A 25,381-nucleotide genomic window follows, 5' to 3' on the forward strand; every position below is an offset into this window, starting at 1 on the left:
GGGGTGTCCTCCTGGCTGCTGTGGGGGAATGAAGTTCCGCATTTTTTCGTATGCCTGTTCTTGATAGAACCCGAATACAAACCGGGGCCCGGCCTTCTGGCCGGGCCCCGATCGGTCGGTCTAGATACTGCTACTTGGCCGTGACGTTGTAGTACACAGGGACGCCGTTCCAGCCGGTTTCAACGTTGTCCACGTTTTCACTCCAGCCGGACTGTGCAACCTGGTACCACAGCGGGATGACGGGGAGGTCCTTCAGCAGGACTTCCTGGGCCTGGTTGAAGATTTCGGCTCCGTCTTCCGGGGTGGAAGCGGCAAGGCCTTCGCCCAGGAGCTTGTCGAACTCTTCACTCGAGTATTCGCCGTCGTTGGAACCTGCCCCGGTGCCGTACAGCGGGCCGAGGAAGTTGTTCAGGGACGGGTAGTCAGCCTGCCAGCCGGTGCGGATGGCACCGGACAAGGTCTTGGCGGTAGCGTCTGCGCGCAGTTCCTTGAACGTTGCGTAGGGCTTGCCTTCGGCCTGGATACCAAGGTTGTTCTTGAGACCGTTGGCTACGGCGTCAACCCATTCCTTGTGGTTGGCGTCGGCGTTGTAGCCGATGGTGAAGGCCTGGTCGGCGGGCCAGGGTGAAACCTTCTCGGCTTCTTCCCAGAGTTCCTTGGCCTTCTTGGGGTCGAACTCGAGCACCTCGTTGCCGGGGATGCTGTCGTTGTAGCCCTCGATCACCGGAGCGGTGAATTCAGTGGCCGGTTCACGGGATCCCGAGAAGACAACCTCGGTGATTTCGTCCCGGTCGATGGCCATGGAGATGGCCTGGCGGCGCAGCTCTCCGGCTTCGCCCGAGAACTCCGGCAGGTAGCCGGGGATCGTGATGGTCTGGTTGCCTGCATACGCCTTTTCGGAGAAGCGGCCCTCGCCCAGATCGGTCTTGAACGTCTTCAACGCCATGTTGGGAATGGTGTCGAGGATGTCCAGCTCGTTCGACTGCAGGTCTGCGTAGGCTGCGTCGAAGGAGGAGTAGAACTTGAAGGTTACTCCGCCGTTCTGCGGTACGCGGGTTCCGGTGTAATCCGGGTTGGCGACCAGGTCGATCTGGATCTCATGCTGCCAGGCGTCGTCGCCGGCCAGCTTGTACGGTCCGTTGCCGACCGGATTCTCGCCGAACGCGGCGGGATCTTCCAGTGCACCGGCGGGCAGCGGGAAGAAGGCTGTGTAGCCAAGTCGCTGCGGGAAGTCGGATTCCGGCTGGCTGAGCTTGACGGTGAACGTGGTGTCATCCACCACGGCCAGTCCGCTCATGGTGTCGGCCGTGGCGCCTTCTGCACTGACTTCGTCGTAGCCTTCGATGCTCTCGAAGAAGTACGAGTTCAGCTGGGCATTCTTGGCGGCTGCACCGAAGTTCCAGGCGTCAACGAAGGACTTGGCCGTGATGGCCTCGCCGTTGGTGAACTTCTGGTCCGCCTTCACCTTGATGGTGTAGGTCTGGGAATCTTCGGTCTCGATGGACTCGGCGAGTTCGTTGACCGTATTGCCGTCAGCGTCGTAGCTGACCAGGCCTTCGAAGAGCAGGTCCATGATGCGTCCGCCGCCAACTTCGTTGGTGTTGACCGGCATCAGCGGGTTCTGCGGTTCGGTGCCGTTAGCGGTGATGATCACGGCGTTGTTGCTGCCTTCGGTCTCACCCGAGCCTTCGGCCGATTCGTCGGATCCCCCACCGCAGGCGCTCAGCGTAAGTGCGGCAAGTGCCGCTACGCTCAGCATTTTGGAAGTGCGTGTGACGCGCATTCCGCCTCCTAGTTCTATTCGGTGCCGGCGATGATGACGCCGGCGTTGCGGCTCTGCCAAATGGTGAACCGACTCACAAAGCCAAAAGCATAAGCCCACTTTGTTGCCGTCAGGTAACCAAGTCCGGCATGTGGCGCCCGCGTGGACACCGTGGCGTGGATCACGCTGCAGCAAAGGCCCTGATGACAAGGGAAAAGACCGACCCACACCGTCTGGTAACGATTTGGCATACGGAGGCTGTATTACATGCAATGACATGTCACATTGCCTGTTCGGCGGCGAAAATCCCGTGCGCCTCACTTAGGCCGGGCACGCCGATCGCGACGCTATTGAGGCTGGCGCGCATCCCGTCCGGCCAGCATCTCCGGCAGCCCGTCCACCTGGGCCAGGGCCTGCTCCCGGTTGCCAAGCGCAACGCTGACGTGATGGCCGATGTAACCGCGGACTTCGGCGGAGAACTCGTGCCTGGCCGCGGATGCGACGGCGGCGTTTGCCTGGTTCCGCAGAGTGATGAGAACTGGTTTGTTCTGCAGTGTGCGGTCAACCCACTCCGGATGGCCGAAGACGCGGCCCATCTGGATAGTCCCGTCGTCGAGGTATCCAGCTGCATAGACCGCCGCGGCACCGAAGGCTGCCTGCTTGCCCAGATCACTCCCGAGCTCGGTCGCGTAATAGGAGCGGATCTCCCTGGCGAGGTACTGGACCACCGGGCGCATGGCCTCGACGTCGGGCTCGCTGACGGCTTTGGTCTCACTGGCACGTTGGATGGCCTCGCCGACGAGATCGAGCTGCGTGGTGAGCTCTGTGCGCAGGTCAGGGTCCAGCTCCTTGCCTTCGCTCATTGCGACTGCGTTATGGAAAACCATCAGGCGCTGGAGGTTGGCGAACATGAGCGCAAGGGCGTTGAAGCGGTGTTCTTCCGGAGTCATCGGGCCAATGTAGCGGGGCCGTTTGCTGGAAGTTCCACGGCGCGCCGAACCGTTTCCGCCCTGCCGCTGATGCGGGCGAGGGGCGGCTTCTCACCCGCGGGGTAAATTGGGCTGTATGAGAATCACCATTATCGGCGGGTCCCAAGGCACCGGCGCGCAGCTGGCTTCCCTCGCCCAGGCGGCCGGACATGAGGTCACGGTGCTCTCGCGCAGCGGCACCGCGCCCGAAGGTGTCCGGAACGTCACTGGAAACGCAACTGACCCGGATGCAGCGGCCCGCGCAGTTGCGGGGGCCGACGCCGTCGTAGTGACCGTGGGAGGGGCAAAGGGCGTCCATCATCAGCGCGACGCCGTTACCCGGACCGTTATCGGCGCGATGCGAGCAGAAGGCGTACGACGGCTTGTGGTGCAGTCTTCGCTGGGCGCAGGAGACTCGGCGTCCCAGCTTCCCGGGCCGCTGGGACTGATTACCCGGATCGTGCTTGCAAAAGCCTTGGCGGATCACGATGCCCAGGAGTCCGCCGTCTCGAGCTCCGGCCTGGATTGGACCATCCTCCGACCCACCGGCCTGACGGGCAAGGAACCGTCCGGCACCTGGCAGATACTCGAGACGACGGACAACGGCAAACTCAAGGGCTCCATTCCACGGGCCGACCTTGCCGCCTGCATGCTCGGCCTCCTCACGGACGATTCCACTGTCGGCAAGGCCCTGGGCGTCAGCAGCTAGGGCACCGGAGCCAGCGGCTTCACCATGATCAGGCACGGCGTGGCTTCTCCCCAGAGATCCGTCTCCTCCAGGGGCAGGAATCCCCACTTCTCATAGAAGTGTCGAGTTCGCGCGTAGCCTGCATCCGGATGGGACGGACCGAGCGTCTTCACCTCAAGGAGGCGCACGCCGCGGAGAATCGCGTCGGCCTCGATGGCAGCCAGCATTGCGGTCCCTGCTCCGGAGCCGTGAGCCGCGCGGTCGACCACTGTCAGGTGAATCTCGGCCACATGCGGAAAGTGCCGGTCGACCAGGGTGACTCCGACGACGGAACCGCCGGCGTCACGCACGGTCCAGGTTTCCTTGGTTCGGGCAGCGTCGATGTACTCGGCATTCGAGTCCGACTGCCCGAACCATTCGGGCACGGTGGCGAGCAGGCGGGCGACGACCTCGGGAACGGGGTGATCCCGGGCTGCAGTCCAGGACGTGGCTCTAACTTCCCCCTGTGCCGTGGAGCCGGCACCGCCACCCTGACGATCGTGGCTAGGCAATCTCGGCCTGAATCTCACGGATCGCCGCTCCCAGAATGCCGCGGAACAGCAGTCCCTCTCCCAGTGGCCCGGCGGAGTCAGTACCTACGGACGGCAGCAACCGCAGCACGGCTCGCTCGCCGTCGCTCAGGTTGGCCAGCTGCCAACGAATCTCCTGCCGGACCGCCTCCGGCTCATCCGGATTCGAGAGCGAGACTGCCTTCGCAGCGTAGGCGGCCGCGCCCAACGCATGGGCGCCCATGTGGGCGACCGCGGCTGCCTGGGCGACTGCGCGGGCTGCTGCAGCGCCGGCCGGCGTCGTCGCCGCATTCGCAATCTTCACGACGATGAGCCGCTTGCTGATTTCTTCTGCAGCGGTGCCTGATCCTGCGCTGTACGCGCGGGTACGGGCGAGTGCATCCCGCGCTGCTTCTTCCGCGGCTTCATCTGCTTTGTATAGCGGCAGAACACGCTCAGCACATGCTGCCGCCCAGCGCGCTATGACGCGCCGGTTCGGATCGCTGAGGGTCTGGGGTGAGGCCATCCCCAGATGATGCCACACCGGCTTGCGGACCGACTCAGGCCGTCGGGAGTGCTGCCTCTTTCTGAGCCTTGGCTGCCGCGATGCGGGGGCCGCTAAACCACAGCACGATCCCCGCCAAGACCCAAACGCCCAGGGTCAGTGCCGCAGCCCCTCCGCCGGCGCCGTCGAAATAGGCCACGGCACGGACGAGGGTGCCGGCAGCACCGGGAGGAAGGAGCTGGCCGATCATCGCAACCCCACCGGGAAGCCACTGGGCGCTGGTGGAGATGCCGGCAAAGGGATTGCCCACAAACATCATGGACATGGCGGCGATGGTGAAGCCCTTCGTGCCAAAACACTCATTGAGGCCGGCCAGGGGCAGGGCCAGTGCTGCAATGCCCAGCGCAACACTGGCCGCAACCGGGACCAGCGGACCCTCGATACTGCCGAACAGGTACTTCAGGACGACGGCGACGACGAACCCTCCGGCGACCGAAAAGCCGGTGAGCCCGGCGAAGATCCACCAGCGTTTCCCGGACAGCATGGAGCGGAACGCTACAGCGGGCACAATACCGCCGAAGACCAGGGGGAAGGCCAGACCTCCAATGCCCACGCCCGTCGGGTCGCCGGTGGGAAGCGGAACCACGTCCACAATCTCGGCGGTCTGCCCCGTGCTGCCCGCCATCGTGGCGCCGACGTTGCTGACCGTCCCGGACACCGCGGTTGAGCCGGCGCTCGCTACGTACACCTGCATGTCTTGCGGATCCGAGAAGTCGAAGCCGCCGACGATGTCCCGGTCCCGGATTCCCTGCTGCAGGTCGTCGGCACTTTCATAGGCCTGGACAACGAAGGCGCCCGGTGACTGGGACTCCAGGGTTTTCGAGACCGTCTCGGCCTTCTCCTGCGCCCCGACTACGCCCAGGCCCAGGTCCCGCGGTCCGGAAAGGAGCGAGGGTGAGATGAAGAGCATCAGAAGGGCCAGCAGAATGACCGAGAGACCGACGGTCAGGCCCGCCCAGATGGCGGCGTGCTTTCGATGGAAGCCGGTTGCCGGCGCTTGAGCTGTCATGGATCCTTCGTTTGCGGAGGAACTTCCTCCGCTTCTACGGATGATATTCCTCCGGTTTAGACTGAAGGTCAATTTGAAGGGAGCCGGGATGAGGGCTGACGCTGCGCGGCGAAGAGAAGCAATCATCAACCATGCCAGGCACCTTTTTGCCGAGCGGGGCGGCGACGTTGCCCTGGAGGCCGTAGCTGCGGCGAGCGGAGTGGGCATCGCAACCTTGTACCGCAATTTCCCCTCCCGCGAAGATCTGGTCCGGGCCGTGGTTCAGGACACTGTCGAGGGCATCCTGGAAGCGGCAATCACGGCCCGGGCCGGGATTGAAACGAATGCTGCAGCGTCATGGGAGCGGCTTTTATCGCAGCTGATGTCCATGGAGCTGGGTGCGCTGACCGACGGCCTTGCGCTGCAGGCTGGTGCTGCCAGCGATTTGAACACCACTCCCCTGGCTGTGGTGCAACGCCCGGCCGTCGAGGCGCTGGATCAGGTGCTGGCTGAGCTGAAAACCCAGGGGGCGGTACGGCAGGAGCTCACCGCGCTGGACGTAATCGTTGCGGTGGCGACGATTACGCGGCCGCAGATCTCTCCCATCCGTGAAGCGGCGCCGGAGGTGCAGGATCAGCTAGCGCAGGCGTACCTGCTGTGGACCCGGGCTTCGTAGGGCGGCTTGAAAACAAAAAGTGCTTCCCGGATCGAGATCCGGGAAGCATCTTCCGGGGGCACGACTAGACGTTGAAGCGGAACTCCACCACACGTTCAGACATGGAATAGCCTCTGGATCGTCGACTCGCACCGGCGTAGAGTGCCGAGGTGCCTAACCCCCGCACAGTCCCGCTGCTGCCTTGCGCCGACATCGACGAGATCGAACCGTTCTTCGCCGCCCTGGGCTTCCACACCACCTACCGTCAAGTCCGACCGAACCCGGCCCTCGGCCTCAGCGGTCACGGGTTCGATCTGCAGTACTACGGACTGGACGGTCACACCCCAGAGTCATCACACAGCTCCTGTCTCGTCATCGTCGATGACACCGGACAGATCTGGGATGAGTTTGCAGCCGGACTCCGCGCGGCGTACGGAAAATTGCCGATCACGGGTTTTCCGCGGATCACACGGCCGCGCGCCCGCAAGAACGCCGACGGGCGGAGCGGATTCAGTCTCGTCGACCCGGCCGGCAACTGGCTTCGTTTCTTCCGCGAAGGGAGCGGGGAGATGCCCCCTCCCGAACTCAGTCGACTGGGCGAGGCGGTTCAAAACGCGGTCGTGCTCGCTGACAGCAAAGGGGACGTGGCTCAGGCTGCCAAGGTCCTCCGGGGTGCGATCAAGCGCGCATCCGCGGACGATCCGGCACAAGGCGAAGCTCAGAGCTTCATGGACGAGCTGACCGAGCGCCTGTCCGACGGCTAAGGTACGTCGCAGCCAGCCTGAGCGGCGCCACGGATATCGGCTCTTGAGACAGGGATGCCGCCCTCACGCATTCGCGGACGGCGGCATCTCTAGTGATTTCTGGCGGCAGACCTAGACGTTGAAGCGGAACTCCACCACGTTCCGTAGCCGAATAACCTTACGACCAGACAACCGGTCATATCCAGTGAGGACGTACTGATCGTGCCCGCTTGGTGCAGCCGTTGCGGCTATTCTCGCGTGCGCACGTCTGGATTCAGCCCTGGGATTCGCTGCCCCAGAGAATCTCACTATCCAGCCCGTCCAACTCCGTAGGGTAACCATCCGGAAAACTCGGCGGGTCCTGTACCTTCGGCCCTCCGAGTTCCTCGGGGCCCAGTTCATCGTGCAGTGCCACGATGCCCGGAAGAGTCCATTCCCTGGCCACAAACAGCTGTCCCTCACCGAACGGGATCACGTACTCACCCGAGACAGCGGGAACCTGCTCGTGGGCCTTCGCTGAGGTCCAGGCCAGATAGGCCGCATGCGAAACGCACCCCTTACCCATACTCGCCCGGATGGCCGATACGGTCATGAAGCTTGCTGAGTCAGGCTGCCAGATCCGCACCAGGTCCAGGAACAGGCGGGCAGCGGCCGACGGCGGGCCCAGTGGAAAATCTTCCGGAAGGTCGACTGTGACCTCGTTATCCCTCGTAAATCCCGCAGCTACGCTGATACTCGCCAACGGGTTCATCCGCTGCGCTGGATCCTCGTACAGGAAGAGGTAGGTACCCGAGCTGTCGAACTCGCTTCCCGTCGTCGCTTTGGTCTCTTTCACGACACTTTCCAAAGAGCCCGGATCCTCCGGGACAGGAACCGTCCCTCCGCCGTTCTCGTCCGTGGGTAGATACCAGTTCACGGATCCTGCGGGGTATCTGTCGGAGATGAGAGACATGGTGGGGGCCAGCCGGCGGGCAACCTCCAGCGCAGACTCCTTCCGGCCTTCCCAGACCAGGGAGATGAACGGTTTGCGGCACTCCGGTCCCAGGACCTCACGGACAGTTCTCATTCCCCCAATGTAATAGTCTGCCTCTACTAACCAACGATTACACCTAGGTTTGGACAATAAAAATGCCGCCCTCATTCTTGAGGGCGGCATTTCTATTGATTCAGGCGAAGAATCTATACATTAAACCTAAACTCCACCACGTCGCCGTCGACCATAACGTAGTCCTTGCCTTCGATGCGGACCTTGCCGCGGGACTTGGCCTCGGCCATGGAGCCGGCGTCGACCAGGTCGTCGAAGGACACAACTTCGGCCTTGATGAAGCCGCGCTGGAAATCGGAGTGGATGACGCCGGCAGCCTGCGGGGCGGTGTCGCCCTTGCGGATGGTCCAGGCGCGGGTTTCCTTGGGGCCGGCAGTCAGGTAGGTCTGCAGGCCGAGGGTGTGGAAGCCGACGCGTGCGAGCTGGTCCAGGCCGGATTCTTCCTGGCCGTTCATTTCCAGCATTTCGCGGGCTTCTTCTTCGTCCAGCTCCACCAGGTCGGCTTCGAGCTTGGCGTCGAGGAAGATTGCGTCTGCCGGTGCCACCAGTTCGCGCAGCTCAGCTTGGCGGTCCGGGTTGCCCAGCACGGCGTCGTCGACGTTGAACACGTAGATGAACGGCTTGGCGGTGAGCAGGCTCAGCTCGCGCAGGTGCTCCATGTCCAGCTTGTCGCTGGCCACGGAGGAGAAGATCGTGTCGCCGCGTTCCAGCACAGCCTGGGCTGCCTGCATGGCGGCCAGCTGCGCGGCGTCGCGCTTCTTGATCTTGACTTCCTTCTCCACCCGCGGAATCGCCTTTTCCAGCGTCTGCAGGTCAGCCAGGATCAGCTCGGTGTTGATGGTTTCCATGTCCGAACGCGGGTCCACCTTGCCGTCCACATGGATGACGTCGGGGTCATCGAACACGCGGATAACCTGGGCAATGGCTTCGGCTTCACGGATGTTGGCGAGGAACTGGTTGCCCAGCCCTTCACCCTCGGAAGCGCCCTTGACGATCCCGGCAATGTCCACGAAGGACACCGTTGCCGGAAGGATGCGCGCCGAACCGTGGATTTCGGCCAACTTGGCCAGCCGCGGATCGGGAAGGGACACGACGCCGACGTTCGGTTCGATGGTGGCGAACGGATAGTTCGCCGCCAGCACGTTGTTGCGGGTCAGCGCATTGAACAGGGTTGATTTGCCGACGTTGGGCAGGCCGACGATGCCAATAGTAAGAGCCACGTTAGTAAATGATACCGGGCGCTAGGACTCGTCCGCACGACGGCGGCCGCCCAGGCCGTGCGAGGAGTCCCCCATGGCCTTCAGGGTGGCGCGGATTTCCTTCGGCAGGGAGAAGATGATGTCCTCTTCGGCCGTCACTACCTCTTCGACGTCGCCGTAGCCGTACTGGGACAGCAGGTGCAGCACGTCCTGGACCAGGTTTTCGGGAACGGAGGCACCGGACGTGACGCCGACCGTAGCCACGCCCTCGAACCAGCTTTCATCCACCTCGTTGGCAAAGTCCACGCGGTAGGAGGCCTTGGCGCCGTACTCCAGCGCCACCTCCACCAGCCGGACGGAGTTGGAGGAGTTCGCCGAACCCACCACCAGCACCAGGTCCGCTTCCGGCGCGATCTTCTTGATGGCTGCCTGGCGGTTGGAGGTTGCGTAGCAAATGTCGTCGCTGGGCGGGTCCTGCAGGGAGGGGAAGCGTTCGCGCAGCAGGTTGACGGTGTGCATGGCTTCATCCACGCTCAGCGTGGTCTGGGAGAGCCAGATGACCTTGTCCGGGTCCCGGACGGTGACCTTGTCCACGTCTTCGGGGCCGTTGACGATCTGCATGTGTTCCGGCGCTTCGCCGTAGGTGCCCTCGACCTCTTCGTGGCCTTCGTGGCCGATCAGCAGGATGTCGAAGTCATCACGGGCAAACCGGACGGCTTCGCGGTGCACCTTGGTGACCAGCGGGCAGGTGGCGTCGATGGTCTGCAGGTTCCGGTCCTTGGCGGACTGGACGACGGCGGGTGAGACGCCGTGCGCGGAGAAGATCAGCCGCGCGCCTTCCGGGACCTCGTCGGTCTCATCCACGAAGATCGCACCCTTTTCCTCCAGGGTGGTGACCACGTGGAGGTTATGGACGATCTGCTTCCGGACGTACACCGGCGGCCCGTAGGCTTCCAGCGCCTTTTCGACGGCGATGACAGCCCGGTCCACTCCCGCGCAGTAGCCCCGCGGTGCAGCCAGCAGCACGCGCCGGGGACCGAAAACGGGAGCCGCAGCTGCCACTTCCTCGGGGGTGCGGCGCCGCCGGGGCACGGTGGGCATAGGCACGGAGATAACTGTGCTGGTCATGCACCCATGCTATCGGGTGGGCTATGGGTTCCCGTCCCCGCAGACCGTCGGTACGCTCACAGCGGAGCTACCGCCGGGAGCCCCTCAGTGCCCGTGCCAGCATCCCGGCCACGAACGCGGCGGCTCCGGCCAGCATCAGGCCGATGGTCCACGTGTGCAGGCTTGCCGCTGCCTCCCCGGCAAAGGCCTCGGCAAACGCGGACGCCACGGGACTGCTGAACTGCTGGGCGGAGACCTGGCCCGGCAGCCTCCCCGCTCCCAGCCACAGCACTCCCCCGGCGAGCGCCACACCCAGGCCGATCAGAGCAAAGGTGGTGGACCGGCGTCGTGCGGCGAGCAGCGCCAGGAGACCGGCGACGGCGGCGGCGAGCGCCAGCACGGGCCAGGCCTCGCCTGCCCGCTCGGCGTTTCGCATCAGCTCCGCGTGCCCGGCGCCGCCGATTTCCACGGGTACCTGCTCCACGGCCGGGACATCCACGGACAGCTCGTTTCCCACGCTGCCCGTGACTAGCGAGACCAGGGGTGCGACGTCGAGCGTCAGCGCCGCTGATGTCCCCTCCGCGGCGTCCCCGAAGGTGAGCGCATGCGAGCGGCGCAGCGTTTCGCTCCACGCCTCGGGATATTCGGGCATTGTCTGGACCTGTTCCACGGCCGAGGTGATCAGCGGCTCCACCACAGAGGCCAGCGGAGCAGGCACGTCCACCGCCCCGACGGCCTCCGCGGACAGAGCCGTAGCGAGTTCGCGCTGGAAGGCCTCGTCCCGGGCCAGCGGTTCGCCGAGGGCGGCAAAGCCGTTTTCCGAGACCACGTTCGTGTTCAGCCATGCCCCGCAGAAGGCCGCCGCTGTAAGCAGGACGGCGAGCAGGCCGAAGACGGCCGAGACGAATGTGCGCATAAAGAAATTCCTTGTCCGTTGGGATCCGCGGGCGTTGAGGACGGCCGGCGGAACCGGACCGGGGGAAGCACCTGATAGACATTAAGCCTGGGCCGGTTCCTCCGCCGGCCCGAGAGCCAGTTCCAATCCACCGCGGGAGCATCTTCATGCAAGACGACAGCGGACCGTTGAGTCCCGAGAATACCCCGGAGCAGTCCACGCTGCCCGCCACTGCCGCGCAGACGACACCGGAGAACCCCTGGCCCCTGGCACTGCTCTCGAAGAACCTCAAGAGCTACATCGACCGTGCCCCCGCCACCTGGGTGGAGGGCCAGGTGATCGAGCTGAACCGCCGGGCCAACGCCTCCTACATCACCCTGCGCGACGTCGACGCCGAGGTGTCGCTCTCCCTCACCGCGTGGAGCACGGTCATGAACCGGCTGGAGCTGCCGCTGGAGCGCGGTGCGCGGGTGGTGGCCCTGGTGAAGCCGGACTTCTGGGTCAAGACCGGACGGCTGTCCATGCAGACCCGCGACATCCGGCCGGTGGGGCTGGGCGACCTCCTGGCACGGATTGAACGGCTGCGGCATGCCCTGGCCGCGGAAGGCCTCTTCCGGGAGGACCGCAAGCTGCCCCTGCCGCTGCTGCCTGGCCGGATCGGCCTGATCACCGGACGAAACTCCGATGCCATGAAGGACGTGATGCGCAACGCCGCACTGCGCTGGCCAGCCGTCGAGTTCGAGGTTCGCGAGGTGGCGGTCCAGGGCGTCAATGCGGTTGCCGAGGTGAGCCGGGCCCTGGCGGAGCTCGATGCCATGCCTGAAGTGGACGTGATCATCATTGCCCGCGGCGGCGGCTCGCTGGAAGACCTGCTGGCCTTCAGCCATGAGGACCTGGTCCGCGCGGTATCGGCAGCATCCACTCCGGTGGTCAGCGCCATCGGCCATGAAGCGGACCGTCCCCTGCTCGACGACGTGGCCGACCTGCGCGCCTCCACGCCCACCGACGCCGCGAAGCGGGTGGTACCGGACGTCGGCGAGGAGCTGGCCCGGATCCGCCAGTCCCGTCAGCAGCTGCGCCGGGTCCTCAACACCCTTGTGGGCAGGGAAACGGACCGGTTGAACCACATCCGGTCGCGTCCCGCCCTAGCGGCGCCGCAGTCCATGGTGGAGCGGCGCCAGGAAGAGATCTCCCGTCTGCGCTCCCGGGCCATGTCGGCCGTGACCGCGGAGGTCCGCCGGGACGCGGACCGGATCGGGCATCTGCGTGCCCAGGTCCGAGCGCTTTCCCCGCAGAACACCCTGGACCGCGGTTACGCGGTGGTCCAGTTGCAGGACGGTTCCGTGGTGCGCGACGCCGGCACGGTGCCGGCAGCCGCACAGCTGCGGATCCGCGTTGCCGTCGGTGAACTGACCGCCACCGAAGGAACCCGGTAGCCAGCGTCCCCGCTGCCCCCATTTACCAACCCAGCTAGCCCGTAAAGGACAAGACATGAGTGAAACACCGGCAGTTCCCGCAGTACCCGCAGACATCGAGGCCATGAGCTACGAGCAGGCCCGCGACGAGCTCCTGACCGTAGTAGGACGGCTCGAAACCGGCGGCGCCAGCCTGGAGGAATCCCTGGCCCTGTGGGAGCGCGGCGAGCACCTGGCCAACCGCTGCGAATCCTGGCTCGAGGGCGCCCGCCAGCGCCTGGACGCGGCCCGCAGCCAGGCAACCGGCGAGTAAGGCAGGCGGGGCTGGGACATCCCGCCCTACCCCCATCGCCGAGCGAGGAACGACCGAGGAAGCAGCAGCGGGGCTGGGACAGCCCGTGAGCCCCGCATCGCCGAGCGAGGAACGAGCGAGGAAGCAGCGAACCAGGGTTCCCTGACCGAGCCTGCGAGGCGAGGGTCGGTTCGCTGCGCTAAGAGGCGGCGGGCTGTCCCAGCCCTGCCCCGGCCCCGGCCCCTACGGCTTGTAGCTGCTCAGGAACTCGCCCAGCCGCGTCATGGCGTCTTCGATGTCCTCGACGTTGGGCAGGGTCACCATCCGGAAATGGTCCGGCCGCACCCAGTTGAACGCCGTGCCCACGGACACCAGGATCTTCTGCTGCTTCAGCAGGTCCAGGGCGAACTGTTCGTCGTCCTTGATCGGATAAACCTCCGGGTCAAGGCGCGGGAACAGGTACAGGGCGCCCTGCGCCAGCTCACAGGTGACGCCGGGGATGTCGTTGAGCATCTGGTGCGCCTTGTCGCGCTGGGCGCGCAGCCGTCCGCCGGGGAGGATCAGGTCGTTGATGCTCTGGTACCCGCCGAGCGCGGTCTGGATGGCGTGCTGTGCCGGAACATTCGCGCACAGGCGCATGTTCGCCAGGAGGTTGATGCCTTCGATGTAGTCCGCCGCGTCCTGCTTCGGACCGGAGATGGCCATCCAGCCGCTGCGGTAGCCGGCTATCCGGTAGGCCTTGGACAGGCCACTGAACGTCAGGCAGAGGACGTCGTCGCCGGTGACCGTGGCCGAGTTCACGTGCACGGCGTCGTCGTACAGGATCTTTTCGTAGATTTCGTCCGAGAAGATGATCAGGCCGTGCTTGCGGGCCAGGTCCACGATCGACTTCACCACATGCTCCGGGTACACGGCGCCGGTGGGGTTGTTGGGGTTGATCAGGACAATGCCCTTGGTCCGGTCGGTGATCTTGGAGGCAAGGTCCTCCACGTCCGGCCACCAGTGCTCGGATTCGTCGCACAGGTAGTGCACCGCCGTGCCGCCGGCCAGCGAGACCGAAGCGGTCCACAGCGGATAGTCCGGGGCGGGGACAAGGATCTCGTCGCCGTTGTTCAGCAGCGCCTGCATCGAGAGCGTGATCAGTTCGCTGACCCCGTTGCCCAGGTACACGTCGTCGACGTCGATGTTGTTGATCCCGCGGCCCTGGTAGTACTGCACCACTGCGGTGCGGGCGGAGAAAATGCCGCGGGAATCGCTGTAGCCCTGGGCCTTGGGCAGGTGCCGCATCATGTCGACCAGGATCGCTTCCGGCGCTTCGAAGCCGAACGGCGCGGGATTGCCGATGTTCAGCTTGAGGATCCGGTGGCCTGCTGCTTCCATCCGCTGCGCGTGCTCGAGCAACGGTCCACGGATGTCATACAGGACGTTGTGGAGTTTATGCGACTGCTTGAATTCTGCCATTTCTTTAGGATGCCACAGGCGGCGTTCCGGGCAGGGTATGTGTCACTGCCCGGAACGCCGCCCGTGTAACGCGGAGGCGGCCGCAGGTCAGGCCAGGCCCTTTTCCTCCAGCCAGTCCTGGGCGGCATCGGCGGGGTCGAGTTTCTGGTCACCGCTGACCGCCTGGTTCAGGGCAATCAGGTCCTCAGTGGTCAGCTGCGCGGACACCTCGTTCAGCACGTCCCGGGCCTCGTCACTCACGCGGTCGTCGGCGATCAGCGGGATGACCTGCTGGGCCGGCCAATTCTGCTTCGGGTCTTCCAGGACCACCAGTCCGTTTTCCTCGATGGCGGGAGTGGTGGTGTAGATATCGGCCACCTGGACGTCGTCGTTCAGCAGGGCATCAACGGTCAAGGGACCGCCGCTGTCACCGATAGCGGTGAATTTCTTGAACTCGCAGCCGTACTTCTCCTTCAGCCCGGCCAGGCCCTGGGTGCGCTCCGCGAACTCGGCAGGTGCACCGAGGGTCAGTTCACCGCAGACCTTTGCCAGGTCCTCGATGGACTCCAGCTGGTACTTCTCGGCGGTGGCCGCGGTGACCACCATGGCGTCCTTGTCCTCGGCGTCCGAAGGTTCCAGGACCACCAGGTTCTCCGGCAGCTTCTCCTCGAGGGAATCCACGATCTCGCCGGCGTCCACCAGGTCCGTTTCCGGGTCGGTGTGGACCAGCAGGGCTCCGGTGTACTCGGGAATCAGGTCGATCGAGCCGTCTTCCAGGGCCGGGATGTAGACCTCGCGGGATCCGATGCCGAGGCGGGTCTCCGCCTCGATGCCGGCCGCGTTGAGGGCACCGGCATAGATCTCGGCAATGGTGCTGCTCTCCGGGAAGTCTGCCGAGCCCACCACCAGCGCCTGCTCGGTGCTGCTGCCGGAAGCTTCCGCCGTGGTTTCGTTCTCCAGCGGATCCCCTCCTCCGCTGCAGCCGGCCAGGGCCAGGGCCATTCCGCCGGCCAGGACGGCCAGTGCCTTCCGCCGTGCATTGGGGCGCGGGTGCTGCATCATTGTTTTCCTCCTTGTGCGCCGACGGCGGGTACTCCGCTGCCGGTCGGTTTACCGGCCGCTTCGAGGCGGCCGAGTCCTGACGGGATCAGAAAGCGTGATCCCAACGCAATCACGGCGTCCACGGCGAGCGCCAGCAGGGCGATAATGACCGCTCCGCCGAAGACCCGCCCGTAGTCCCCCAGTGCCAGGCCGTCGATCAGGTAGCGGCCCAGCCCGCCCAGGTTGATCGTAGCCACCACGGCGGCCGTCGCCACCACCTGGAGGGTGGCACCGCGCAGGCCGCCCAGGATCACCCGCATCCCGTTGGGGACCTCCACCCGGAACAGCACCTGCAGCTCGTTCATGCCCAGGCTGCGGGCGGCGTCGACGACGGTTCGGTCCACCGAGGCAACTCCGGCGTAGGTGCCGGCCAGCAGGGGCGGGACGGCAAGGAGGACCAGGGACCAGATGGGCGGCATCAGGCCCAGCCCGGCCAGCAGGACGAACAGGGTGAGCATGCCCAGGGTGGGCAGTGCGCGCAGCAGCCCGGAGACTGCCACAACCGCCACCTGCCCGCGGCCGGTGTGCCCGATGAGCAGGCCCAGCGGCACCGCGATGAGCGCGGCGATCAGCAGGGCGAGCCCGGTGTACTGCAGGTGTTCCAGGGTCCGCACCGGGATACCCGCCGGGCCGGTCCAGTTGGCCGGATCCGTCAGCCATTCGAGGCCCTGCCCGAGGGGGTTGGTGCTGGTGTAGTCGGTGCGCGGAATGCCAACCATGCCTACGCCCCCTTCAATGCGACGTCGGGCGCGGCCGCAGCCGGCACCGGCCGGACGGTGGGTGCCGGGCCCCCGCCGTCCGTGCCGCTGTTGCGGTTGGCGCGGCGTCGCCCGGCCCGGTCGGGTACGCCGGCGCGGGTCCAGGGCGTGAGCAGTCGCAGCGCCAGGACCAGGAGCAGGTCCATCAGGAAGGCCAGGACGAGGGTGGCGATGATCCCCACCACGATCTCGGTGAGGAAAAAGCGGCGCAGGCCGTCGGTGAAGAAGAACCCGAGGTTTTCGACGCCGATCAGGGCACCCACGCTGACCATGGAGATGTTGCTGACCGAAACCACGCGCAGCCCGGCGATGAGTACCGGTACGGACAGCGGCAGGTCGACCGAGAGGAACCGGCGCAGCGGCCGGTAGCCCATGGCCACCGCAGCCTGGCGGACGCCGTCGTCAACGGAGTCGAACGCGTCGATGCCCACCCGCAGCATCAGGGCCACGGTATAGATGGTCAGGGCCACGATGATGTTGGCGATATCCAGGATGCGGGTGCCCAGGATAGCCGGCAGCGTGACGAACAGGGCCAGCGACGGAATGGTGTACAGCAGCGAGCCCGTGGACAGGACGAAGCCCCGGATCTTCCGCCGCCCCCGCACCAGCTGTGCGAGGGGAAGGGCTATCAGGACACCGATGACCAGGGGCAGTATCGACTGGTAGAGGTGCAGCCCGCCGAGCCGAAAGACGTCATCGGTGTGGGCCAGGAACCATTCCATGTCAGCTCCCGGTCCGTTGCAGGCGGGCGGCCTCGATCAGGGCCAGGATTTCCGTTGCCTGTACGACGCCGGTTACGCGCCCGTCCGCGTCCACGGCCACGCCCAGCCCGGACGGGGAGGACAGGGCAGCGTCCAGTGCCCGGCGCAGGCTTGTGCCCGCCGGGTAGAGGGAGCCGCCCGGCACCAGGTCCGCGGTAGTGGTGACCGCGTCGCGGCGTCCCGGCGGCACCCAGCCCAGCGGCGCGCCATCGGCATCGACGCACAACGCCCAGCCGCCGTCGATCGTTGCGCTCCGGTCCGCCAACCGGTCAGCCGCAATCACCTGCACCGGGTGCAGGGGCACGGCGTCTCCGTCCTGGAAGGACAGGTGCCGGAAGCCGCGGTCCCTCCCCACGAACCCCGCCACGAAGTCATCGACCGGTGCCCGGAGGATCTCCTCGGGGGCTGCGTACTGGGCGAGCCGGCCGCCGGTGGCGAAGACGGCCACCTTGTCCCCCAGGATGGTGGCTTCGTCAATGTCGTGGGTGACAAACACGATGGTCTTGGACAGTTCCTGCTGCAGCCGCAGCAGCTCATCCTGCAGCTCGGCCCGGACCACCGGGTCCACGGCACTGAAGGGTTCATCCATCAACAGCACCGGCGGATCCGCAGCCAGGGCACGGGCAACCCCCACACGCTGCTGCTGGCCGCCGGAAAGCTGGGCGGGATACCGGCTGCCGAGGCTGGACGCCAGCCCGACGACGTCGAGCAGTTCCGCGGCACGGCGGCGGGCATCCCGCCGCGGAGAGCCGTTGAGCCGCGGCACCGTGGCGACGTTGTCCAGCACGGTCCGGTGCGGCAGCAGGCCGGAGGACTGCATGACGTACCCCATGGAACGCCGCAGCTGCGCGGCCTTGACTGTGGCGATGTCCTGGCCGTCGACTTCGATGGTGCCCGACGTCGGCTCCACCATCCGGTTGATCATGCGCAGGGAGGTGGTTTTCCCGCATCCGGACGGGCCGACGAAGACCGTGATGGAACCGCGCTCAATGTCCAGGTCCAGGTTCCGGACCGCCGGCGCAGCATCACCGTAGGTCTTGGTCACCGCACGGAACCGGATCATCGGCTGTCCGGCAGCGACGGATCGCGTGCCGGGTTCGGGTCCTTGGCCGGTAGCGGGTTCTCGCGGCTCAGTCATGGTGCATGCCTTCCGTGGGGATTCCGGTGTGCAGGGGCAGCTCGCGACGTGCCGTGAAGCATCACGGTATTTCACACGTGCGGGGGTAGTCCAGCGTCAAAGAGGTCCGGTGTCCAGCAGGCGCAGTCCCGCGTCCACCAATTCGGTCCGGTCCAGGGCCGGGACCTCGGCCATCGGTATCCAGGCGGCCTGGTCCGTACTGCCGCTTTGTTCGTGGCGCAGGGAGCCGCCGGTGAGCGTGGCCCGGTAAATGATCCGCAGGGCGTGCAGCATGCGCGGTTCGCCGCGCATGCGCTTTTCCGCAGGAATGAAGATGCTGTCTACGCCCAGCAGCCCTTCGAGCTGCGCGTCGTAGCCGGTTTCCTCCCGGACCTCCCGTACGGCCGCGGCCGGGGCGTCCTCGCCCAGTTCCAATCCGCCGCCCGGAAGGGTCCAGCGCTGGTTGCCGTGCTGGTTCCAGTGCGCCAGGAGCAGCTTCCCGTCTCGGACGATCACCGCGTACGCCCCGACGCGGACGTCAAAGTCAGCGGACATTGCCGGCGCCCAGCAGGTAAGCCACCCCGAAGACGGGATCGGTGGCGAGGAAGCGGATGTCCGTCAGTCCCGCTGCGGACAGTCGGCTGCGCAGCAGTTCCTGCAGCAGCGGCTGGTGCATGCCCAGCCCGCCGCCGATCACCACGGGGCCGCCGATGCGCAGCAGGCCGGCCACGTCGAGGATGAGCCCGGCCAGGTGTTCCGCGGACTCGTTGACGATGTCGCTGGCCGGCTGGTTTCCTTCCAGCGCTGCCTGGAAAACCAGTCCCGCCTTCCCGGCCCAGTAGCGGCGGTCGGTGGCGCCGTGGAACAGGCCGATCAGCGCGTCGGGGTCCTCGACGCCGCATGCCTTCAGCAGGGCAAGGCTGAGGGAATCCGGCGCGAGTTCCAGGTTGCTGCGGCGGAGCGTGTGGCGGGCGGCTTCGCGGCCGATCCAGTAGCCGCTGCCCTCGTCGCCGAGGAGATAGCCCCAGCCTCCCGAGCGGGCCTGCCGCCCGGAGCCGTTGATGCCCCAGGCCACGGAGCCGGTGCCGGCAATGACGGCAATGCCCTCCGAGGCTTGCCCTGCCGCAAGGATCAGCCGCGTGTCATGGATGACTTCCACGACGGCGCCGGGGACGTGCTCGGCGATGAGTGCGCGCAGGGCGGCTTCATCCTGTGCCGTGTCCACTCCCCCGGACCCGGCAATGACCCGGCCGACGCCGTCGGTGCCCAGGGCGGCGAAAACTTCCGCAAGGCACTCCCGCGCCGTCTGCACCGGGACGTTCTGCACGTTGGCGCTGCCGGCAACGGTCTCGGCGTTGACGATGCCGCCGTGCAGGCGGATGCCGTGGGTCTTGGTACCGCCGATGTCGAGGCCGATGGTGTCGGGGCCGACGTCGTTGGTGGCCGGAGGAGGGAATGCTTGCATTCGTCCACCCTACTTTCCCGCGGCCGCCGGACGAACCTAGCCGGCGGCGTTCCGGCGCCGGTTCCGCCGCAGGCTCAGGACGGCCAGGGTCAGGCAGGCGGCCGTGATCAGTCCCGAGAACCAGGCCACGGAGACGTCCAGCCCCCAGATCCCGCCAGCCACCCCGAGCCCCAGCACCGGGATGGCGCTGCCGAGGTAAGTGATGACATACACCGTGCTGATGATCCGGGCGTGTTCAGCGGCCTCAACGGCTGCGGCTACCTCGTTGAACACCACGCGGAACGCCATGCCCTGCCCGAATCCGGCCATCAGGCAGGCAACGGTCAGGAGCACCAGGCTTCCGGTGGCGCCGGCCACCGGAATCAACGCGATGCCGGTGCCCATGGCCGTGAGGCCCACGGGTGCCGTGTACCGTCCGCGGATGCCGGTGAGCTGGCTGACCGCAGACGCTCCGAGAGCAAGTGCGGCCAGCAGTCCGATGGCGGGCCGCCATGTGGTGCCCGCGATGGACGAAAAGTAGGTGGGCGCAAGGGACAGGCAGAACCCGAAGGCGGCGAAGCTGAGGAACCCGGTGGTGGAGGCAATCCAGAACTGGGTACGCGCACGGTGGGAGACTGCGGGCTTGCGGGGGCGCAGCATGGCCAGCGGCCGGCCTTCGGCCAGGGAAATGGCCGGGCGGGCCTTCAGCATGCAGAGCGGGATCAAAAGCGCCGTCAAGACCGCCGAGTGGATCAGGAAGGGCGTCATGGTGGGTGCTGGCAGCAGGGACAGGAGCCCGCCGATGACCGGACCGGCCGCCACGCCGCCCGCCGAAACCAGCAGGGTAAAACGGGTGGCCCATTCCGGTCGATGCGGCAGCAGTTCCCGCAGCGCAGCCGAGCTGGCACCGGTGGCCAGGGCAACCGAGGCGCCTTGGAGGGCCCGTCCGAGCATCAGGGTCCCGACTCCGGTGGCGGTGCCGAAAATCAATCCGCCGGCCAGGGAAACCACGCCGGCCAGCACCAGTGCGGCGCGGCGGCCGATGTAGTCGGACCAATGGCCCACCAGCAGCAGGCCTGCAACCAGGACCAGGACGTAGGAGGTGAACGCCAGCGCTACGCCGAAGTAGGACAGGCCGAGGGACTGGCCCAGCAGCGGATACAGCGGGGTCGCGAGGTTGGCGCCGATCAACAGCGTGCTCATTACGGCCAGCGTCAGGAGCAGCCGGGGCCGGATGGCCGCGTCCCACTCCTTCCGCCTGGTGCGGGCGGCGGGCTGCATGCGCAGCTCACTGAGCACTGTCACGGGGCACTTCCATCCTATTTGTAGCTAATGCCTCTATAGGATGATGTGTCACGGAGCAGGGCAGACACATTAGAGTGTTCTTTTGATCGAATCGCTCAATATCGTTACGAGCAAATGACAGGAGATGCGCTAGATGGCCAATCTGGACCCGCTGGACCGCCGGCTGCTGCTGGAACTGGTGCGGGATCCCCGGGCGCAGATCAGCGAACTGAGCGAGCGGCTCGGTGTTGCCCGCAACACCGCCCAGGCCCACGTCCGGCACCTGCTGCGGGCCGGGGTCATCCGCCGGTCCGGGCGCGACGTCGATCTGACGCAGCTGGGCTATGACGTTCAGGCATTCGTCACCATCGAAGTTAACCACCGTGAACTCGACGGCGTCATCTCCGGGCTTCGCACCCTCCCCCAGGTGCTGGAAGTGCACGAGATCTCCGGCCGCGGCGACGTGTGGTGCCGCCTGACCGCCACGGATACCCAGCAGCTGCAGCAGGCCCTGCGCTCCGTCCTTCGGATCAAGGGCGTGATCCGTACGGAAACGGTCCTGGCCCTGCACGAGCACATCCCGTACCGCACCGAACCACTGCTGGAAAAACTGGTCCCGCCGGCTCCCTGAGTCCGCCGGCCGCCGATCCTATCGATCAGCGGCACGAAGCAGTCGCTGCGCCGCTGCAAGCCGGATCCCGGCATTCTGCGTCCGGCTTCTGCCGTTCGCGGCGCGGGCACCGGACACCAGGGTCAGCACGACGCCGGCCGCCCTGGCGTTCAGCGCGGCCGGGTCCGCGGCATCCTCGAAGACCCGGCGGAAATCCGCCAGTGCCTGCCCCAGCTGCGGCCGGGATGGATTGGCTGCCGCAAGGACGGCCAGGTGCCCCAGCAGGCAGGCCAGGTCGTCAACCCGGCGGCCCGGGCCGAGACCGTCAATGTCGAGCAGCCCGGTGACCCTGCCGCCGCTGAGCAGCAGGTTTCCTTCATGGAAGTCGCCGTGGACCGGCACCAGGGGGCCGGCCGGCGCCGATTCCACCACGTCCCGGATACCACCCGCCAGGTCGAAGATGCTGTCCCGTTCCCGGGGAAGGGCGGCCGCGGCAGCTCCGGCATAATCTACGGCCCGATCGGCCCAGGACCGGCGCAGCGGCAGGTCCAGTGCACCGGACGGCAATGCCTCCAGCAGGTCCAGAAGGACTTCGGGCCGCACGGCTGCGGCGTCCTCAACCAGCAGCCGGAAGAGGGACGTGCCGGGCAGTGCGCTGAGGATGACCGCCTCGGAGACGGGCGCGGAAGCACCGGGCAGGAGACGCGGGGCGGGCACGCCGCTGCCCTCGAGGAGCCGGTGGCGCCGGCGCAGGGCAGGCAGCTGCTCCCGCGGGAGGAGCTTCAGATATGCCTCGTCGTCCAGGTGCCGGGCCCGGACCACTGCCCGGCGCAGCGGCCGGTAGGCAACGAGCGATAACCTCGCCGGTCCGCCCGCGCCAAACACGTCCTTCGCCACGGCACCGGCGTCGGTGGCCCAGGGCAGGGACCGGAGAACGGGGTCATGGGGGTGGAACCACAGCCGCAGGTCCAGTCCGGCGATCCGTGCCGGGGCGACGTCGGGACCGGCGGGTGCGGCATCCGCGGCGACGTCCCCTGTCGTGGCACCGAGGTGAAGGGTCAGGGCGGCATCGGTTGCCGGTCCAGGCCCGGTCCGGCGGCACTGGACCCGGTACAGGGCCGAAACAGCACCTCCCGGCCGGTGGTGGCTTCTCAGGTGTTCCCAGCGCTGAAGCCTCAGCCCGCGGGACCGAAGCAGGTCCTGCAGGGGTCCCCGCATCGCGGGGCCGGCCAGGACGGAGACAGCCTCCGCGGCCCGGCGGGGCCTGGACTCGACCGGCACGGCAGGCGCCGCGGCCTTTCTTGTCGGTGCCTAGGCCCGCCGGCGCTGCAGGACGTCGTCGAGGTTGATTTTGCCGGTCTCCGGGCGTGCCTGCTCGGCCTGCGCGGGGGCGGGAGCTGTGGTGGGACGCAACGGAGTCTTGGTCAGGGACCGGGGGGTTTCAGGAAGGACGATCGGTTCGGGCGCCGGACGCTCTGCCTTGGGTGCATCTACATAAATGGGCTTGGGGAGCTCTACGGGCTGCCACGGCGTGGTGCTGGGCCTGGCCGGGGGCTGGACGGCGGCTGCTGCCACCTTCAGGGCTTCGGTGCGCAGCTCCTCGGCGGTAACGCGGGCAGGGGCTCCTGCCGCGGCCGCCGGGCTTTCGTCAGGCACGGCGGCAGACTCGCGGTCAAAGAGCACGGTTTCGGGCTGCGGCTCAGTCTCCGGCGCCTGGACTGCGGGTGCCGGAAGCTCGTTGGGTTCGGCGGCTGCCCGGTTCTGCGTGCGGCGGGGCTCCGGTCCCATGGCGGCACGGAAAGCATCTTCCATCCGGCGCCGGCGGTCACGCAGGGCGATCGTGCGGAGCATCGCAACCACCGCTGCCACAGCGGCCAGGCCGGCCGCGGGAACGAGCCAGGACACGGCGGTGAAGGCTGCAAGCAGTGTCCCGACCACAACGGCAAGGACGCCAAGCAGGCCGCTGGCTGCCAGGACTGTCCGGCCGGTGCGGATCCGGAAAGCCGGTGCCTGCTGCGCCGGGCGCAGGGCTGGCTGGTCGTGGCTCTGGAACTGTGTTGCCCCGCCCCCGCTGGGTGTAGTGCTGATGTTGTTCATGATGATCCCCTGGGACCCCTTGTCCGGTGAGGCGGGCGGGCGGATGGTGTTGGCGGCTGGACGGTCGGCGGCAACTGCTGCCGGTGCCGTAGACGGTGCTGCTGTCTGCGCTGCCGTTTGGGTTGCGGTCTGGGCGATTGCCTCGGCCGCGGAAGTAGCTGGACGACGGAAGAAATACGGACCTACCCACACCAGCCAGAGCGCAACGGCCAATGCCAGCACCAGTGAGCTGTTCAGAGACCCGTTCAGTGACGCGATCAATGAGCTGTTAAGAGGGAAGTCCACACTTACGACCGTAGAAGCTCCGGGCGCCCGGTACGTGCATTACGTTCGGTGTGTCGGCGTGTCTGCTGTGAAAGTTGTTGCCTATCGTGCCCGGCGGGACTTCCAGCGGTTCAACAGCCCCTCCGGCACCTCCTCCGCCGTGAGCGCAAAGCTCCGGTGGTCGGCCCATTTACCGTCGATATGGAGGTAACGCTCGCGCAGTCCCTCGTCCCGGAATCCGAGCTTTTCCACCACCCGGAGACTCGGGCCGTTCTCCGGACGGATGTTGATTTCCATCCGGTGCAGGGCCAGGGCCTGGAAACAGTGGTCGGTTGCCAGCGCCACCGCCGTGGGCACGATTCCGAGCCCTGCCCTGCCCTGGTCCACCCAGTATCCAAGGGTTGCCATGCGCGCGGACCCCCACACAATGGTGGACACGGTCAGCTGCCCCACAATTGCCGGCTGCCGCGCGGGATCCTGCCGCTCCGTAATGAGGAACGGCAGCGCAGAGTCCTGCCGTGCCTGGCGGTTGAGGCTGCGCACCATGTCACCGTAGGTCGGCGGTTCGCCGCCCGGGACGGGATTGCTGGCCTCCCACGGGCCTACCCAGCGGGCGTTCCGGGAACGGACCTCTGTCCATTCCCGCCGGTCACGGTGCCGGATCGGCCGGAGAATGACGTCGTCGCTCTCCAGCGTCACCGGCCATGAAGCCCGCATGGGGTATTAGTCTTCGAGCGTGCTGGTGAAATCCTTCAGCCAGTCCCGAAGGGCCGGGCCGAGGTCTTCACGTTCGGAGGCCAGGGACACCACTGCCTTGAGGTAGCTCAGCTTGTCACCGGTGTCATAGCGGCGGCCGCGGAAGACCACGCCGTAGACTCCGGACCCTTCGCCGTCGGCAGCGGCCAGCGTCTGCAGCGCGTCCGTAAGCTGGATTTCCCCGCCGCGGCCGGGGCCGGTTTCTTCGAGGACACCGAAGACCGAGGGGTGCAGTACATAGCGGCCGATCACGGCCAGGTTGGAGGGTGCGTCCTCGACGTCGGGCTTCTCGACGAGTTTGTTGACCCGGACGTAGTCCTCGCCCTCGACCACGGAGATGTCCGCACAGCCGTAGGCACTGATCTGTTCCGGATCAACCTCGATCAGGGCAATGACGGATCCGCCCGTCTTTGCCTGGACCTCGACCATCTTTCCCAGCAGCTCGTCGCGGGCATCGATCAGGTCATCGCCCAGCAGGACGGCGAAGGGCTCGTCGCCGATATGCAGCTTGGCGCGCAGCACCGCGTGGCCCAGGCCCTTGGGATCGCCCTGGCGGAGGTAGTGGATTTCGCCCAGCTCGGAGGCTGCCCGCACCATCGCAAGCTTTTCGTGGTCGCCCTTGTCTTCCAGCGTCTTCTCGATGAAGGGGACACGGTCAAAGTGATCTTCGAGGGAGCGCTTGTTCCGCCCCGTGATCATCAGGATGTCCGGCATGCCCGCGTTAACGGCTTCTTCAACCACGTACTGAATCGCCGGCTTGTCCACCACCGGGAGCATTTCCTTCGGCATCGCCTTGGTGGCAGGGAGGAAGCGGGTACCGAGACCTGCTGCGGGGATTACGGCTTTGGTTATGGAGGGGCGTGACGTCGTCATAGTCGT

Annotated in this window: 28 protein-coding genes; 6 read left to right on the plus strand and 22 right to left on the minus strand. The window is 66.5% G+C overall.

What is annotated here, in order from left to right; genetic code table 11:
• Positions 1 to 130: 130 nt before the first annotated feature.
• The 3 genes from N2K99_RS12300 to N2K99_RS12310 all read right to left on the minus strand — a co-directional run bounded on the left by N2K99_RS12300 (position 131) and on the right by N2K99_RS12310 (position 2,712).
• A complete protein-coding gene (locus N2K99_RS12300) occupies positions 131 to 1,783 on the minus strand; it encodes an ABC transporter substrate-binding protein (protein WP_227918493.1) in 1,653 nt (550 codons plus the stop codon).
• A gap of 14 nt (positions 1,784 to 1,797) precedes the next feature.
• Entirely contained in the window at positions 1,798 to 2,013 is a 216-nt protein-coding gene (locus N2K99_RS12305) for a hypothetical protein (RefSeq protein ID WP_227933080.1), read from the minus strand.
• A 96-nt stretch (positions 2,014 to 2,109) separates the two neighbouring features.
• Entirely contained in the window at positions 2,110 to 2,712 is a 603-nt protein-coding gene (locus N2K99_RS12310; RefSeq protein ID WP_227933079.1) for a hypothetical protein, read from the minus strand.
• Positions 2,713 to 2,827: 115 nt separating this feature from the next.
• On the opposite strand from N2K99_RS12310, the gene N2K99_RS12315 reads away from it, so the two are divergent.
• A complete protein-coding gene (locus tag N2K99_RS12315; RefSeq protein ID WP_227933078.1) occupies positions 2,828 to 3,439 on the plus strand; it encodes an NAD(P)-dependent oxidoreductase in 612 nt (203 codons plus the stop codon).
• Here the strand turns inward: N2K99_RS12315 and N2K99_RS12320 are convergent.
• The 3 genes from N2K99_RS12320 to N2K99_RS12330 are packed head-to-tail and all read right to left on the minus strand — an operon-like array spanning position 3,436 to position 5,540.
• On the minus strand, positions 3,436 to 3,969 hold the full coding sequence (locus N2K99_RS12320; protein WP_227933077.1) for a GNAT family N-acetyltransferase: 534 nt from the start codon (positions 3,967 to 3,969) through the stop codon (positions 3,436 to 3,438). The two genes, N2K99_RS12315 and N2K99_RS12320, sit on opposite strands and share 4 nt — an antisense overlap.
• The gene (locus N2K99_RS12325) at positions 3,962 to 4,492 is read right to left on the minus strand and encodes a putative immunity protein (protein WP_227933076.1); all 531 of its coding nucleotides are present in this window, start codon (positions 4,490 to 4,492) and stop codon (positions 3,962 to 3,964) included. Before N2K99_RS12325 ends, N2K99_RS12320 begins: the two co-directional genes overlap by 8 nt.
• Before the next feature lie 34 nt (positions 4,493 to 4,526).
• On the minus strand, positions 4,527 to 5,540 hold the full coding sequence (locus N2K99_RS12330) for a hypothetical protein (protein ID WP_227933075.1): 1,014 nt from the start codon (positions 5,538 to 5,540) through the stop codon (positions 4,527 to 4,529).
• 88 nt (positions 5,541 to 5,628) lie between these two features.
• On the opposite strand from N2K99_RS12330, the gene N2K99_RS12335 reads away from it, so the two are divergent.
• Entirely contained in the window at positions 5,629 to 6,195 is a 567-nt protein-coding gene (locus tag N2K99_RS12335) for a TetR/AcrR family transcriptional regulator (protein WP_227933074.1), read from the plus strand.
• Positions 6,196 to 6,344: 149 nt separating this feature from the next.
• A complete protein-coding gene (locus N2K99_RS12340; RefSeq protein ID WP_227933073.1) occupies positions 6,345 to 6,938 on the plus strand; it encodes a hypothetical protein in 594 nt (197 codons plus the stop codon).
• A gap of 253 nt (positions 6,939 to 7,191) precedes the next feature.
• Here N2K99_RS12340 and N2K99_RS12345 read toward each other — a convergent pair whose 3' ends face one another.
• The 4 genes from N2K99_RS12345 to N2K99_RS12360 all read right to left on the minus strand — a co-directional run bounded on the left by N2K99_RS12345 (position 7,192) and on the right by N2K99_RS12360 (position 11,184).
• The gene (locus N2K99_RS12345; RefSeq protein WP_227933072.1) at positions 7,192 to 7,983 is read right to left on the minus strand and encodes a hypothetical protein; all 792 of its coding nucleotides are present in this window, start codon (positions 7,981 to 7,983) and stop codon (positions 7,192 to 7,194) included.
• Between the two features lie 113 nt (positions 7,984 to 8,096).
• Positions 8,097 to 9,182: a redox-regulated ATPase YchF gene (gene ychF / locus N2K99_RS12350; protein WP_227918517.1), complete on the minus strand. Its 1,086-nt coding sequence runs from the start codon at positions 9,180 to 9,182 to the stop codon at positions 8,097 to 8,099.
• Positions 9,183 to 9,203: 21 nt separating this feature from the next.
• A complete protein-coding gene (locus N2K99_RS12355; protein ID WP_227918520.1) occupies positions 9,204 to 10,289 on the minus strand; it encodes a 4-hydroxy-3-methylbut-2-enyl diphosphate reductase in 1,086 nt (361 codons plus the stop codon).
• Between the two features lie 67 nt (positions 10,290 to 10,356).
• Entirely contained in the window at positions 10,357 to 11,184 is an 828-nt protein-coding gene (locus tag N2K99_RS12360; RefSeq protein ID WP_227933071.1) for a hypothetical protein, read from the minus strand.
• A gap of 146 nt (positions 11,185 to 11,330) precedes the next feature.
• Between N2K99_RS12360 and xseA the strand changes: the two genes are divergently transcribed.
• A complete protein-coding gene (gene xseA, locus N2K99_RS12365; RefSeq protein WP_227918524.1) occupies positions 11,331 to 12,599 on the plus strand; it encodes an exodeoxyribonuclease VII large subunit in 1,269 nt (422 codons plus the stop codon).
• Between the two features lie 55 nt (positions 12,600 to 12,654).
• The gene (locus N2K99_RS12370; RefSeq protein WP_227918525.1) at positions 12,655 to 12,891 is read left to right on the plus strand and encodes an exodeoxyribonuclease VII small subunit; all 237 of its coding nucleotides are present in this window, start codon (positions 12,655 to 12,657) and stop codon (positions 12,889 to 12,891) included.
• 222 nt (positions 12,892 to 13,113) lie between these two features.
• Here the strand turns inward: N2K99_RS12370 and N2K99_RS12375 are convergent, their stop codons facing one another.
• The 8 genes from N2K99_RS12375 to N2K99_RS12410 all read right to left on the minus strand — a co-directional run bounded on the left by N2K99_RS12375 (position 13,114) and on the right by N2K99_RS12410 (position 20,796).
• A complete protein-coding gene (locus N2K99_RS12375; RefSeq protein ID WP_227918526.1) occupies positions 13,114 to 14,331 on the minus strand; it encodes a pyridoxal phosphate-dependent aminotransferase in 1,218 nt (405 codons plus the stop codon).
• Between the two features lie 87 nt (positions 14,332 to 14,418).
• Positions 14,419 to 15,369: an ABC transporter substrate-binding protein gene (locus N2K99_RS12380; protein WP_227933070.1), complete on the minus strand. Its 951-nt coding sequence runs from the start codon at positions 15,367 to 15,369 to the stop codon at positions 14,419 to 14,421.
• On the minus strand, positions 15,369 to 16,130 hold the full coding sequence (locus N2K99_RS12385; RefSeq protein WP_227918564.1) for an ABC transporter permease: 762 nt from the start codon (positions 16,128 to 16,130) through the stop codon (positions 15,369 to 15,371). The genes N2K99_RS12380 and N2K99_RS12385 overlap by 1 nt, the downstream gene beginning before the upstream one ends.
• Positions 16,131 to 16,132: 2 nt before the next feature.
• On the minus strand, positions 16,133 to 16,891 hold the full coding sequence (locus N2K99_RS12390; RefSeq protein WP_227933059.1) for an ABC transporter permease: 759 nt from the start codon (positions 16,889 to 16,891) through the stop codon (positions 16,133 to 16,135).
• A 1-nt stretch (position 16,892) separates the two neighbouring features.
• Positions 16,893 to 17,993, minus strand: coding sequence for an ABC transporter ATP-binding protein (locus tag N2K99_RS12395; protein ID WP_227933069.1), 1,101 nt, complete (start codon positions 17,991 to 17,993; stop codon positions 16,893 to 16,895).
• A 171-nt stretch (positions 17,994 to 18,164) separates the two neighbouring features.
• Positions 18,165 to 18,602, minus strand: a complete 438-nt coding sequence (locus N2K99_RS12400; RefSeq protein ID WP_227918566.1) for an NUDIX hydrolase — start codon at positions 18,600 to 18,602, stop codon at positions 18,165 to 18,167.
• Entirely contained in the window at positions 18,592 to 19,512 is a 921-nt protein-coding gene (locus tag N2K99_RS12405; protein ID WP_227933058.1) for an N-acetylglucosamine kinase, read from the minus strand. Before N2K99_RS12405 ends, N2K99_RS12400 begins: the two co-directional genes overlap by 11 nt.
• A 36-nt stretch (positions 19,513 to 19,548) precedes the next feature.
• Positions 19,549 to 20,796, minus strand: coding sequence for an MFS transporter (locus N2K99_RS12410; RefSeq protein ID WP_227918577.1), 1,248 nt, complete (start codon positions 20,794 to 20,796; stop codon positions 19,549 to 19,551).
• Between the two features lie 133 nt (positions 20,797 to 20,929).
• On the opposite strand from N2K99_RS12410, the gene N2K99_RS12415 reads away from it, so the two are divergent.
• Positions 20,930 to 21,406 carry an Lrp/AsnC family transcriptional regulator gene (locus N2K99_RS12415; protein WP_227918579.1) on the plus strand — a complete coding sequence of 159 codons (477 nt, stop codon included), beginning with the start codon at positions 20,930 to 20,932 and terminating at the stop codon, positions 21,404 to 21,406.
• Between the two features lie 18 nt (positions 21,407 to 21,424).
• Here N2K99_RS12415 and N2K99_RS12420 read toward each other — a convergent pair whose 3' ends face one another.
• The 4 genes from N2K99_RS12420 to galU form a co-directional block, all read right to left on the minus strand.
• Positions 21,425 to 22,666, minus strand: a complete 1,242-nt coding sequence (locus tag N2K99_RS12420; RefSeq protein WP_227933057.1) for a phosphotransferase family protein — start codon at positions 22,664 to 22,666, stop codon at positions 21,425 to 21,427.
• Positions 22,667 to 22,696: 30 nt separating this feature from the next.
• Positions 22,697 to 23,767, minus strand: coding sequence for a hypothetical protein (locus tag N2K99_RS12425; RefSeq protein WP_227918584.1), 1,071 nt, complete (start codon positions 23,765 to 23,767; stop codon positions 22,697 to 22,699).
• 81 nt (positions 23,768 to 23,848) lie between these two features.
• Positions 23,849 to 24,463 carry a GNAT family N-acetyltransferase gene (locus N2K99_RS12430; RefSeq protein ID WP_227918586.1) on the minus strand — a complete coding sequence of 205 codons (615 nt, stop codon included), beginning with the start codon at positions 24,461 to 24,463 and terminating at the stop codon, positions 23,849 to 23,851.
• 6 nt (positions 24,464 to 24,469) lie between these two features.
• Complete coding sequence (gene galU / locus N2K99_RS12435; protein ID WP_227918590.1) at positions 24,470 to 25,375, minus strand: UTP--glucose-1-phosphate uridylyltransferase GalU; 906 nt, start codon at positions 25,373 to 25,375, stop codon at positions 24,470 to 24,472.
• Positions 25,376 to 25,381: the final 6 nt, after the last annotated feature.

Source organism: Arthrobacter sp. zg-Y1110 (genome assembly GCF_025244865.1).
Lineage (GTDB): Bacteria > Actinomycetota > Actinomycetes > Actinomycetales > Micrococcaceae > Arthrobacter_B.

Excerpts from the sequence above, each read along its gene's own strand:
- N2K99_RS12300 (WP_227918493.1), bottom strand. The coding sequence starts at position 1,783 with ATGCGCGTCACACGCACTTCCAAAATGCTGAGCGTAGCGGCACTTGCC.
- N2K99_RS12305 (WP_227933080.1), bottom strand. The coding sequence starts at position 2,013 with ATGCCAAATCGTTACCAGACGGTGTGGGTCGGTCTTTTCCCTTGTCAT.
- N2K99_RS12310 (WP_227933079.1), bottom strand. The coding sequence starts at position 2,712 with ATGACTCCGGAAGAACACCGCTTCAACGCCCTTGCGCTCATGTTCGCC.
- N2K99_RS12315 (WP_227933078.1), top strand. The coding sequence starts at position 2,828 with ATGAGAATCACCATTATCGGCGGGTCCCAAGGCACCGGCGCGCAGCTG.
- N2K99_RS12325 (WP_227933076.1), bottom strand. The coding sequence starts at position 4,492 with ATGGCCTCACCCCAGACCCTCAGCGATCCGAACCGGCGCGTCATAGCG.
- N2K99_RS12330 (WP_227933075.1), bottom strand. The coding sequence starts at position 5,540 with ATGACAGCTCAAGCGCCGGCAACCGGCTTCCATCGAAAGCACGCCGCC.
- N2K99_RS12335 (WP_227933074.1), top strand. The coding sequence starts at position 5,629 with ATGAGGGCTGACGCTGCGCGGCGAAGAGAAGCAATCATCAACCATGCC.
- N2K99_RS12345 (WP_227933072.1), bottom strand. The coding sequence starts at position 7,983 with ATGAGAACTGTCCGTGAGGTCCTGGGACCGGAGTGCCGCAAACCGTTC.
- N2K99_RS12355 (WP_227918520.1), bottom strand. The coding sequence starts at position 10,289 with ATGACCAGCACAGTTATCTCCGTGCCTATGCCCACCGTGCCCCGGCGG.
- N2K99_RS12360 (WP_227933071.1), bottom strand. The coding sequence starts at position 11,184 with ATGCGCACATTCGTCTCGGCCGTCTTCGGCCTGCTCGCCGTCCTGCTT.
- xseA (WP_227918524.1), top strand. The coding sequence starts at position 11,331 with ATGCAAGACGACAGCGGACCGTTGAGTCCCGAGAATACCCCGGAGCAG.
- N2K99_RS12370 (WP_227918525.1), top strand. The coding sequence starts at position 12,655 with ATGAGTGAAACACCGGCAGTTCCCGCAGTACCCGCAGACATCGAGGCC.
- N2K99_RS12375 (WP_227918526.1), bottom strand. The coding sequence starts at position 14,331 with ATGGCAGAATTCAAGCAGTCGCATAAACTCCACAACGTCCTGTATGAC.
- N2K99_RS12380 (WP_227933070.1), bottom strand. The coding sequence starts at position 15,369 with ATGCAGCACCCGCGCCCCAATGCACGGCGGAAGGCACTGGCCGTCCTG.
- N2K99_RS12385 (WP_227918564.1), bottom strand. The coding sequence starts at position 16,130 with ATGGTTGGCATTCCGCGCACCGACTACACCAGCACCAACCCCCTCGGG.
- N2K99_RS12390 (WP_227933059.1), bottom strand. The coding sequence starts at position 16,891 with ATGGAATGGTTCCTGGCCCACACCGATGACGTCTTTCGGCTCGGCGGG.
- N2K99_RS12395 (WP_227933069.1), bottom strand. The coding sequence starts at position 17,993 with ATGATCCGGTTCCGTGCGGTGACCAAGACCTACGGTGATGCTGCGCCG.
- N2K99_RS12400 (WP_227918566.1), bottom strand. The coding sequence starts at position 18,602 with ATGTCCGCTGACTTTGACGTCCGCGTCGGGGCGTACGCGGTGATCGTC.
- N2K99_RS12405 (WP_227933058.1), bottom strand. The coding sequence starts at position 19,512 with ATGCAAGCATTCCCTCCTCCGGCCACCAACGACGTCGGCCCCGACACC.
- N2K99_RS12415 (WP_227918579.1), top strand. The coding sequence starts at position 20,930 with ATGGCCAATCTGGACCCGCTGGACCGCCGGCTGCTGCTGGAACTGGTG.
- N2K99_RS12430 (WP_227918586.1), bottom strand. The coding sequence starts at position 24,463 with ATGCGGGCTTCATGGCCGGTGACGCTGGAGAGCGACGACGTCATTCTC.
- galU (WP_227918590.1), bottom strand. The coding sequence starts at position 25,375 with ATGACGACGTCACGCCCCTCCATAACCAAAGCCGTAATCCCCGCAGCA.